The sequence below is a fragment of the Cryobacterium sp. 10I5 genome, assembly GCF_035019865.1.
In the GTDB taxonomy this organism is placed as follows: Bacteria; Actinomycetota; Actinomycetes; order Actinomycetales; family Microbacteriaceae; genus Cryobacterium; species Cryobacterium breve_A.
The window spans coordinates 26,338-32,817 of sequence record NZ_JASJVI010000041.1; the positions used below are offsets into that span (position 1 = coordinate 26,338).

Annotated in this window: 5 protein-coding genes; 3 read left to right on the forward strand and 2 right to left on the reverse strand. The window is 68.5% G+C overall.

The features are described from left to right. Window positions 1–76: 76 nt before the first annotated feature. From QN350_RS11575 to QN350_RS11585, 3 genes are all read left to right on the forward strand, one after another. A complete protein-coding gene (locus tag QN350_RS11575) occupies window positions 77–1,024 on the forward strand; it encodes an ROK family glucokinase (protein WP_322139668.1) in 948 nt (315 codons plus the stop codon). 30 nt (window positions 1,025–1,054) lie between these two features. Further along, on the forward strand, window positions 1,055–1,744 hold the full coding sequence (locus tag QN350_RS11580) for a lysophospholipid acyltransferase family protein (RefSeq protein ID WP_322139669.1): 690 nt from the start codon (window positions 1,055–1,057) through the stop codon (window positions 1,742–1,744). Between the two features lie 86 nt (window positions 1,745–1,830). After that, a complete protein-coding gene (locus QN350_RS11585) occupies window positions 1,831–3,201 on the forward strand; it encodes a class II 3-deoxy-7-phosphoheptulonate synthase (protein WP_416173035.1) in 1,371 nt (456 codons plus the stop codon). 392 nt (window positions 3,202–3,593) lie between these two features. Here the strand turns inward: QN350_RS11585 and pknB are convergent, their stop codons facing one another. Continuing rightward, window positions 3,594–5,543: a Stk1 family PASTA domain-containing Ser/Thr kinase gene (pknB, locus tag QN350_RS11590; RefSeq protein ID WP_322139670.1), complete on the reverse strand. Its 1,950-nt coding sequence runs from the start codon at window positions 5,541–5,543 to the stop codon at window positions 3,594–3,596. A 60-nt stretch (window positions 5,544–5,603) separates the two neighbouring features. Then, window positions 5,604–6,480: LysM peptidoglycan-binding domain-containing protein (locus QN350_RS11595; RefSeq protein ID WP_323516404.1), on the reverse strand; the 877-nt coding region annotated here is incomplete at its 5' end.

Here is a 6,480-nt window from a genome sequence, read left to right on the forward strand (position 1 = left end):
CTCTAGAGGGACGCCTCAGCATAAATGTCTGCTGAGCTGGGCGGATGCCCGAGACTATCGACGAAAGAGGCCGGCTGTGCACGCCATTGGAATCGACATCGGCGGCACGAAGATTGCTGGAGCCCTCGTCGACGAGTTCGGCACCATTCTCCGTTCCGAGCGGACGCCCACAACGGCAGGGGACCCGCGGGCGATCGAAGACGCCGTCGTCGAGATGATCCAGAAGCTCGCCGTCGGGGAGGACATCATCGCGGCGGGCGTCGCAGCGGCCGGCTTCATCGACTCCGCGCAGTCCACGGTGTACTACGCCCCCAACATCAACTGGCGCAACGAACCCCTCCGGGCGACCCTCGAGGAGCGGCTCAACCTCCCGATCCTGATCGAGAACGACGCGAACGCGGCCGGCTGGGCCGAATTCTGCTTCGGTGCGGGCCAGGTCTACAGCGACATGGTCACCCTGACCATCGGCACCGGCGTCGGTGGTGCCGTCGTCTCCAACGACCGCCTGTTTCGCGGCGGCTTCGGTTGCGGCGCAGAGCTCGGCCACCTGCGCATCGTGCCGGACGGCCTTCCGTGCGGCTGCGGTGCCCAGGGCTGCATCGAGCAGTACGGCTCCGGCAGGGCCCTGCTCCGCATCGCCAACTCACTCGCGGACGCCGGAGGGATCGGCCTCGCCCTCGCATCCGCCCGTGCCCGCAAGGGCAAGCTCAGCGGCAAGGACGTCGGCCGCCTGATCCAGGACGGCGACCCGGGGGCACTCGCGGCCCTCCGGCAGCTCGGCGACGCGCTCGGCCAGGCCTGCGCCTCACTTGCGGCCGTGCTCGACCCGCAGATCTTCGTGTTCGGCGGGGGAGTCGCCGACGCCGGCGAGCTGCTGCTCGAACCGATCCGCACCGCATACCTTGAAAACCTTCCGGCGCGGGGCTATCACCCCGAGGCGGAATTCGCGATTGCCCAACTCGTCAACGATGCCGGAGTTGTCGGTGCCGCAGACCTGGCGCGGAAGCACGTCTTCCCGATCTAGGCTGTGCCCGACGCAAGAAAAGAGCGACCGATGTTCTACTGGATCATGAAAAACATTGTCGTCGGACCCCTCCTGCTTGGGCTCTTCCGGCCGTGGGTGATCGGCCTCGAGAACATCCCCAAGAGCGGGGGAGTCATCCTCGCGAGCAATCACCTGTCGTTCATTGACTCGGTGTTCCTGCCGCTCGTGGTCCCGCGCCGGGTGGTCTTCCTCGCCAAGAGCGAATACTTCACCGGCACCGGACTCAAGGGCTGGGCGACGAAGCAGTTTTTCAAGGCCACCGGCCAGCTCCCGATCGACCGCTCCGGCGGTAAGGCCTCAGAGGACTCCCTCAACACGGGCCTGCGGATCCTCTCCGGCGGCGGCGTGCTCGGCATCTACCCCGAGGGCACCCGCAGCCCGGACGCGAAGATGTACCGCGGTCGCACCGGGGTCGCGCGGATGCTCCTCGAGGCCGGCGTGCCCGTCGTTCCCGTCGCGATGATCGACACCGAGAAGGCGATGCCGACCGGTACGAGGATCCCGAAGATCCGCCGGATCGGGATCGTGATCGGAAAGCCGCTCGACTTCAGCCGCTTCGAAGGGCTCGAGGGCGACCGGTTCGTGCTCCGCAGCGTGACGGACGAGCTGATGTACGAGCTCCAGGCGCTCAGCAAGCAGGAGTACGTCGACGTGTACGCCACGAGCGTCAAAGAAAAGCGTGCCAGTCTTTCGCGATAAGATCGCGTGTCCCTTCCCGGCTTGAACCGGTCCAGTCCCCTGATGCGCACTCCGCGCGCCAACAAAGAGAAAACAGAGATAGTCCTGTGGTAGACACTACCGAACCCGTCGTTGTGGCCGATGAAGCTGTGATCAACGGTCTGGACTATTGGCGCACTCTTCCCATCAAGCAGCAGCCGACGTGGCCTGACGCAGGCGCCGTCGCCGCGGCATCCGCCGAACTGTCGACGCAGCCGCCCCTGGTCTTTGCGGGCGAGGTCGACATCCTGCGCGACCGGCTCGCCCAGGCAGCCGCCGGACATGCCTTCCTGCTCCAGGGCGGCGACTGCGCTGAGACCTTCAGCGGCGCGACTGCAGAGCAGATCCGCAACCGGGTCAAGACCGTGCTGCAGATGGCCGTCGTGCTCACCTACGGCGCATCGATGCCCGTGATCAAGATGGGCCGGATGGCCGGCCAGTTCGCCAAGCCCCGCTCGAGCGACTTCGAGACCCGCGGCGGCGTCACCCTGCCTGCGTACCGCGGCGACATCGTCAACGGCTACGACTTCACCCCCGAGTCCCGCGAGGCCGACCCGGCCCGACTGGTCAAGGGGTACCACACGGCCGCCTCGACGCTCAACCTGATCCGGGCGTTCACCCAGGGCGGTTTCGCCGACCTGCGCCAGGTGCACAGCTGGAACCAGGGCTTCGCCGCGAACCCGGCCAACCAGCGCTACGAGAAGGTGGCCAAGGAGATCGACCGCGCCATCAAGTTCATGATCGCGTGCGGTGCGGACTTCGAGGCGATGCGTCGCACCGAGTTCTACACGAGCCACGAGGGCCTGCTGATGGACTACGAGCGCCCGATGACCCGGATCGACTCCCGCACCGGAACGCCGTACAACACCTCTGCGCACTTCATCTGGATCGGCGAGCGCACCCGTGACCTTGACGGCGCCCACGTGGACTTCCTGTCCCGGGTACGCAACCCGATCGGGGTCAAGCTCGGCCCGAGCACCTCGGCAGACGACATGCTCCGTCTCGTCGACAAGCTCGACCCGAACCGCGAACCCGGGCGCCTCACCTTCATCACCCGGATGGGAGCCGGCAAGGTGCGCGACGCGCTCCCGCCGCTCCTCGAGGCGATCAAGGCGAGCGAGGCCGTCCCACTCTGGATCACCGACCCGATGCACGGCAACGGCGTTACCACGCCGACCGGGTACAAGACGCGTCGTTTCGACGACGTCGTCGACGAGGTGCGCGGGTTCTTCGAGGCCCACCGTGCGGTCGGAACCCACCCGGGCGGCGTGCACGTCGAGCTCACCGGCGACGATGTCACCGAGTGCCTCGGCGGCTCTGAGCACATCGACGAGGCAGACCTGGCGACCCGCTACGAGTCGCTCTGCGACCCGCGGCTCAACCACATGCAGTCCCTCGAGCTCGCCTTCCTCGTCGCAGAGGAGCTCGCCGCCCGCTGATCCGCAGCGGTCTCATCGAGTGCCGCCGTTCCCGCCGAGAGTACCCGGGAGAACGGCGGCACTCGGCGTATCCGGCGATACTCGCCGCGCGGGCGGATGCCGCGGGCGTGACCGCTCGCGTGCGCCCGCGCCAGCCGTGCGCCCGCGCCAGCCGTGCGCCTGCGCAAGCCGTGCGCCTGCGCTCGGCCTGGGCTGTCGGGCGTGCATGGCTACTCGCCGAGTGTCGTTGTTGTTGCCGATTGTCGTCGTACCACCGGAGACAGTCGGCGCGAACGGCGACACTCGCCCCGTGAGCGGGTGCTGCTGGTTGCGTCACACCGAGGCGCGCCGGTTTCGCCGTTTCGCGCCAAGCATGCCTGGCGCGCGGCGCCGAGTGGTGGCGGCGGGGGATCCTAGCCGAAGGGGTTCGTCGGCCTGAGGGCGATCGTGCTGCCCTTCGGTGCCGCCGTTCCCGCCGCAGGGTCCGTGGAGAGGATGTTCAGCAGCGGCGCGATCGCGTCGGCCCCGAGGTTGTAGCTCAGCTTGAAGCCGAGATCCGTCAGGATCTTCTTGCCTTCGTTCCAGGGCTTGCCGACGACATTGGGAATCGGGATCGGGGCGGGGCCCTTGGAGGTCGTGAGCACGTAGGTGTCTCCCGCGCGGACCGGGCCGTCTTTCTGGGGAACGGCTCTGACGACATCGCCCTCGTCGATCGTGTCGCTGTAGACGGAGTCGCCGGTGGTGGCGAGCAGGCCCTTGTCCTTCAGCAGCGACGTCGCCGTGTTCACCGACTTGCCCGAGACATCCGGCACCGGGCCGAGCGAGGCGACGAGGTTGACCTTCATGCCCTCGAAGTAACCCCCGCCCTGCGAGACGTCACCGCCGTCGCTCTCCCGCGTCGCCGACATGACGGTGCCGGCGGCGACTTCGCCGGAGAAGACCTGGTCCACCGTGCCGATCGCGGCATTGAGCCCCGTGACGGCGGAGGTCGCGGCATCCGTGCTGAGACCGGCGAGCACAGGAAGCGTGATCGGCTGCGGTCCCTGCGAGACGTAGAGCGTGACCGCGTTGCCCTTCTTCACGTGGCCGCCCTCGCCGGGCTCGGTGCTCGCGACGAGTCCGGCCGCGACCGTGCCGCTGTATTGCTGGGCGAGAGCGGACTGGAGTCCGAGCTCGGCGAGCTGGGCTGCGGCGGCATCGGGGGCGACGGAGACGAGCGAGGGAACCTCGACCTGAGACCCGGGTCCGCTGCCGAAGTACCAGCCGGTACCCGCGGCGAGGCCGGCGAGCACGAGCACGAGCGCGAACAGCCAGTAGCCGCGGCGCCCCCGGCGCCTGGTCTTCTCGGTGAGCAGTTCGGCGTCTGCCGGCGGCTTCACGACGGGCGCGGGCAGCAGGGCCGTCGCACCGGGCGCGGGCGCCGCGGCGCCGAAAATCATGGTGTCCGCGTCGGCGATGGCGCCCGCCGCACCGCTCGGCATCAGCAGGGTCTGCTGCACTCCGGTGTCGCCCTCGAAGGGGCGCATCTGCTTCTCGACGTCGAGAAGCTGGTCGAGCATGACCTTCGCGTCCCGAGGGCGCTGTTCGGGGTCCCGCGCCGTCGCCCAGCTGACGAGCTCGTCGAGCTCGTGCGGGATGGTCGTGACCCGCAGGCTCGGCATCGGTACCGTGTCGTTGGCGTGCTGGTAGGCGATCTGCATCGGGGCCTCGCCGACGTACGGCTGTTCGCCGGTGAGCATCTCGTAAGTCATGATCCCGAGGGCGTAGATGTCACTGCGGGCATCGGCGATGCCGCGCGTGACGAGTTCGGGGGAGAGGTAGGCGATCGTTCCGAGCAGAGCTTGTCCGGTCGCGGTGTTGTTGTTGGCGGCGCGGGCGAGCCCGAAGTCGCCGATCTTGATCCGTCCGTCGTCGGCGAGCAGCACGTTCTCGGGCTTCAGGTCGCGGTGCACGATGCCGGCCTTGTGCGCTGCGGCGAGGCCGGACAGCACAGCCTCGAGGATGTCGATGGTCTGTTCGCTCGTGAGGCGCCCGTAGTCCTTGAGCAGGTCGCGCAGGGTGATTCCCGGCAGGTACTCCATCACGAGGTACGCCATGTCGGCGTCCTGGCCCTGGTCGTAGACGTTGACGACGTTCGGGTGGGCCAGACGCGCGGCCGAGCGCGCCTCCTGCACGAACCTCGCCTTGAAGGCGTTGTCGTCGGCGAGGTGGCCGTGCATCACCTTGAGCGCCACCCGGCGTTCGAGGCGCAGGTCGGTGGCGAGGTAGACCGTCGCCATTCCGCCGCGGGCGATCCGCGAGCGCACCTGATATCGGCCGTCTATCAGACGGCCGATCATCGGATCGGCAGGACTATCGCTCACCAGTCGAGTCTAGGGAGAAGCGGGCAGATCTGCTGCCGGACACTCGCAAAGCACGGGCGATCAGCCGAGCTCGGAGAGCCAGGCCCGGGCAGAGGTCTCCCATTTCGCGTAGTAGTCGGGGTAGGCGGAAAGTTGCACCGCCTGGGCCGCCTGCGTCACGGTCATCCCCTCCCAGCCGGGGATGTCGAGCAGCCCGCGGGTGACCCCCGGGTTCGGATTTCCGGCACCGCCGAAGAACGCCTGGCTTGCGCGGGCGGGGTCCATCACCTGGTCAGGCGCCCCCCAGCCTTTGCCGGGGCGCTGCTGGAAGAGACCGAGTGAATCCCTGTCCCCGTAGTGGACGTTCCGCAGCCCAGACTCCTGGGCCGCGGCGACGAGGGCGACGACGAGTCCCTGGTCGCTCACGCCGGCAGCGCGCCCGGTCGTCAGGATGATCAGGGCGTTGGCGCGCATCTCGTCGGAGAGCGGGGTGACCCGCCCGAGTACGGCCGTCGGGGCCGGCTCCGGTGCGGGTGCAGGCAGGGGCGTGACGGATGCCGCGGCGACCGAATCCGTTGCGGGCGCCGGGATCGAGAGCTGCTGGCCGGGGTAGATGATGCTCGACCAGCCGAGGTTGTTCGCCTTCAGGATCGCGCGGACGGAGACGCCCGCGGCCGCGGCGATCGTGGACACGGTTTCGCCGGCTGCGATCGTGTGCTGTGCGCCGGTCGCAGCGGTCGTCGCGCTGACGAGCTCAGCCGCCGGGGCGGCTACTGTCGGGGTCGAGCCGGCCGGCGCCGATCCGGAGGGAATCGACAGAGACTGGCCCGGAAAGATGATGCCGGCCTTGTCGAGGCCGTTGGCTCCCAGCACGGCGGCGACCGAGGTGCCGTGTGCGGCCGCGATGCCGCTGATGGTGTCTCCCGTCACGATCGTGTACCTGTCTCTTATACACATC